9 protein-coding genes are annotated in these 3336 nt (G+C 39.7%); all 9 read left to right on the top strand.

From position 1 onward, the window contains the following. Nucleotides 1-195: hypothetical protein (locus AAFM34_RS20150; protein ID WP_341665937.1), on the top strand; the 195-nt coding region annotated here is incomplete at its 5' end. 17 nt (nt 196-212) lie between these two features. Continuing rightward, nucleotides 213-461 (top strand): hypothetical protein, encoded by a 249-nt coding sequence (locus AAFM34_RS20145; protein WP_341665935.1) that lies wholly within the window; start codon nt 213-215, stop codon nt 459-461. 445 nt (nt 462-906) lie between these two features. After that, nucleotides 907-1443 carry a peroxiredoxin gene (locus AAFM34_RS20140; protein WP_341665933.1) on the top strand — a complete coding sequence of 179 codons (537 nt, stop codon included), beginning with the start codon at nt 907-909 and terminating at the stop codon, nt 1441-1443. Next, on the top strand, nt 1440-1637 hold the full coding sequence (locus AAFM34_RS20135; protein WP_341665931.1) for a hypothetical protein: 198 nt from the start codon (nt 1440-1442) through the stop codon (nt 1635-1637). The genes AAFM34_RS20140 and AAFM34_RS20135 overlap by 4 nt, the downstream gene beginning before the upstream one ends. Further along, nucleotides 1637-2032, top strand: a complete 396-nt coding sequence (locus tag AAFM34_RS20130; protein ID WP_341665930.1) for a DUF2452 domain-containing protein — start codon at nt 1637-1639, stop codon at nt 2030-2032. Before AAFM34_RS20135 ends, AAFM34_RS20130 begins: the two co-directional genes overlap by 1 nt. Continuing rightward, complete coding sequence (locus tag AAFM34_RS20125) at nt 2025-2186, top strand: hypothetical protein (RefSeq protein WP_341665928.1); 162 nt, start codon at nt 2025-2027, stop codon at nt 2184-2186. The genes AAFM34_RS20130 and AAFM34_RS20125 overlap by 8 nt, the downstream gene beginning before the upstream one ends. Before the next feature lie 8 nt (nt 2187-2194). Further along, nucleotides 2195-2452 (top strand): hypothetical protein, encoded by a 258-nt coding sequence (locus AAFM34_RS20120; protein WP_341665926.1) that lies wholly within the window; start codon nt 2195-2197, stop codon nt 2450-2452. Between the two features lie 8 nt (nt 2453-2460). After that, a complete protein-coding gene (locus tag AAFM34_RS20115; protein ID WP_341665924.1) occupies nt 2461-2709 on the top strand; it encodes a hypothetical protein in 249 nt (82 codons plus the stop codon). A gap of 1 nt (nt 2710) precedes the next feature. Further along, nucleotides 2711-3157 carry a glycoside hydrolase family protein gene (locus tag AAFM34_RS20110; protein WP_341665922.1) on the top strand — a complete coding sequence of 149 codons (447 nt, stop codon included), beginning with the start codon at nt 2711-2713 and terminating at the stop codon, nt 3155-3157. Nucleotides 3158-3336: the final 179 nt, after the last annotated feature.

The following is a 3336-nucleotide window of genomic DNA, read 5'->3' as shown; positions in this document are numbered from 1 at the left end:
CAAGAATTACTACAACTCCAAGATCGCATTGCAGCAGCTGAAGCAAACATGACTGAAATGCAGGTTACTGTTCAAAAAGCAGAAACTACAACAAAGCAAATAGAATCATTTGACGCTAAAGTTAAAAAGCTAGAGCGTGAGGTAGAGGATTTATGGGAAGGTTTAGATTACCTCTCAAATCCTTATGGCTCTTAATACTACTTAATGGATGTGTGGCTTTAAAGCCAAACTTGGAAAGCCAAGAGGATTTAGTAACAGGACAATTATATTGGTCATTTGAGCTTGGAGTGTCATATCCTAAAAAGAAATTTATGACTCCTGAAGAGTGGACGGAATATCACCAAGCACCAAATAGTCAAAGGGATGCATTATATGAAAGCTACAAAGAGCGTGAGCGTATTGAAAAAGATTGGGAAAACTTTATCAACAATTGTATTATGGCCTTTACGCTGGATTGTTAAATTTTTTATTAACGAATATCATGTTACTATTTGGTATGATCCTGCCAAAAAATCTACATACGAATTTAAATATCTAGACAAATGCGAAGCAAAGCATCTTAAAGGAAGGCTTGTAACCGGAGAGCCTTTTGAACTTAAGGTTCAAGAACCATTTAATTATCAAATTAGAAAGGTGAAATAATTATGAATTGGATTAGTAAATTATTAAGTAGACCTGTCGAAGAAAATCCATTAGACAAAGCCATTATAGAGAATGGTGATCATCCCGAAGTAAACAAAGTGTACCAAGCCAGATGGGTATGGTACCATACGATACTTGCTATCGAAATCGCGTTTACGAACATCCTTCTTATTGCAATTCTTTTTGTCCTCGCAATAAAATAAACGTTTACACTAACGCCAAAATAGATTATAATATTAGTTCAACAATGAATGAGGAATTTTTATGAACGTTGGAGACACAGTACCACAGGTAACTTTCAAAACTCGAGTGAGGGATGAGAGTATTGGTGGTAGTAATCCTTATGATTGGAAAGACGTCCAATCAACAGACCTTTTTGCCGGTCGACGAGTAGTAGTGTTTAGTTTGCCTGGTGCATTTACTCCTACATGCTCGACATTTCAGCTACCAGACTTCGAAACGCTGTATGAAGATTTTGCGGCTGAAGGTATCAATGACATTTTTTGTATGTCAGTTAATGACGCATTTGTAATGAATGCGTGGGCAAAAACTCAGCAAATCAGCAAAGTAAGAGTAATCCCAGATGGTTCAGGCTTATTTACTACTGCCATGGACATGATGGTCGCAAAAGACAATCTTGGATTTGGCCAGCGATCATGGCGTTATGCTATGGTTGTAAATGACGGAGTTATCGAAAAGATGTTTGTCGAGCCTGGCAAAGAAGATAACGCATTTGGAGATCCTTATGGCGAGACATCTCCACAAAACATTTTGACATACCTTGTAGGGAGTAAAGTATGAACACGCTAGAAACAGCGATGATGGAATACCTTAAAGGGCAACGCGCAAAACACGCAGCTAACTGGTCAATCTTTGTTGAACGGCAGATTGGCGTAGCTGAGCATATCGACTTTATGGAGACTCTTGAAAAAGAGCTTGAGCAAATCGCAAAATACGATGAGCTTATTGCTACACTTAAATCTTTAACTAAGTAATGCCAAAGGATCGTCCGGACAATGTGCCAGACAGTTATAGTGAAAACGCACATATACTACCTTACGGCAGTAATAACAGCGCGCCTGCTATTGTCTTACCCGATACTGACTTGTTTAAATCAGAGCGGGGCGCCAATGCAGGAAACTATTTTACACAAAAGCTGGACGAAATAAATGCTGAATATCAGCGCTTGGTGGATTTAGCAAATGATACAGATATTGTCTATAATAGTCAATACAACTTCGTCCCCAGGGTTGGACAAGTCTATCATTTGTATAACACAGGCAATAGCTTAGTTTTAAGTATGATTGAGCCTTGGAAGTGGAACACATATGAGTTTATCGGTAGTTTCTTATTTACTGCTGATAACACGTGGGAGCGACAAGGTGAGTAAAATTTGGACGATATGGAAGTACGCATTAGGCGGATTTTCTGACGACAAAACCGAACCTTACGATGATTATGTAGCTTTGCTGCGTACTGTTATCGTAGGGGTGAACTTTTTAACATGTTTTTTTATAATGGCAAACGTAATACACAACTGGTGAGGTGAAAAATGAGCAACATTATTATTCCAAGTAGTCCTGAAGATCGAAAGGCTATTAAAGATGCAATGACTGAGTTAAGCAATGCTTATACTCGTATTGAGGCTGAACGGGAATTTATCCGCGATGCCTTGGCTGACCTTCAAGACAAAGTAGATATAGATAAGAAATACCTACGTAAAATGTCTAGAATCTATCACAAGCAAAACATTGTGGAGTTTACCACAGAGGCTGAAGATCTTGAGACATTGTACGAAGCAATCTCATAGGAGGTCATATGACAACCGATATTTTCGACTTTGGTTTTACTGCTGTTACAGAAGAAGAGCTGGAAACAGTACAAACCACGTTGGCATCAGCCGATGAAACTCAAGAAAGGCTACAAAAATTGTATAACGCAATTACGCCTCTCCTTAATAACCTTAAGGCAAATCCGGAAAAGGACTATATCTATTGGCCTGACCGGCTGTCAAAGGTGGAATCCTTTGAGGACCACCTTCAAGCAATTTACCACGGGAAAGTTTAAAATGGACAGACAAAATGTATATCAACAACTCAAGATCGATGAGGGCGTCGAGTATGAAGTCTACCTTGACCACCTTGGCTATCCAACCCTTGGAGTCGGCCACCTCATTAAAGAAGGCGAGCCAGAACATGGAGCCGATGTGGGAACAAAAGTATCGGAGGAGAGAGTCTTCGAGCTGTTCGAACAGGATCTCGATTTGGCTATAAGTGAGTGCGTTGCTCTATATGGTATGAGCGAATGGGATGAATTTCCTGGGGAAGTCAAAGAGATACTTGTCAACATGATGTTTAATATGGGTCGTACTCGCCTATCAAAATTTAGAAAAATGAATGCTCACCTTGTTTGTGGAGAGTGGGCATCTGCTGCTGTCGAAGGCAGGGACAGTCGTTGGTATCGTCAGGTGACGAATCGTGCCGAACGATTGATGACACGAATGGAGAATGTTTAAATTAATCAATTATTTGAGTGAGCGCTATGGTAGAATATGTAAAAAAAGGCGATAGGGTTTGGACACCCGAATTTGTGGCCGAAGATTTAGTCCGTCATTTTAGTCCTAAAGGATTAGTGTTAGAGCCTTGTTATGGGTCTGGAAACATTTTTAAATTTCTACCAGAAGGGTCTGACTTT

The sequence above is a fragment of the Vibrio sp. genome, from assembly GCF_038138445.1.
Classification (GTDB): Bacteria; Pseudomonadota; Gammaproteobacteria; order Enterobacterales; family Vibrionaceae; genus Vibrio.
This window is presented reverse-complemented; position numbering and strand designations above follow the sequence as displayed.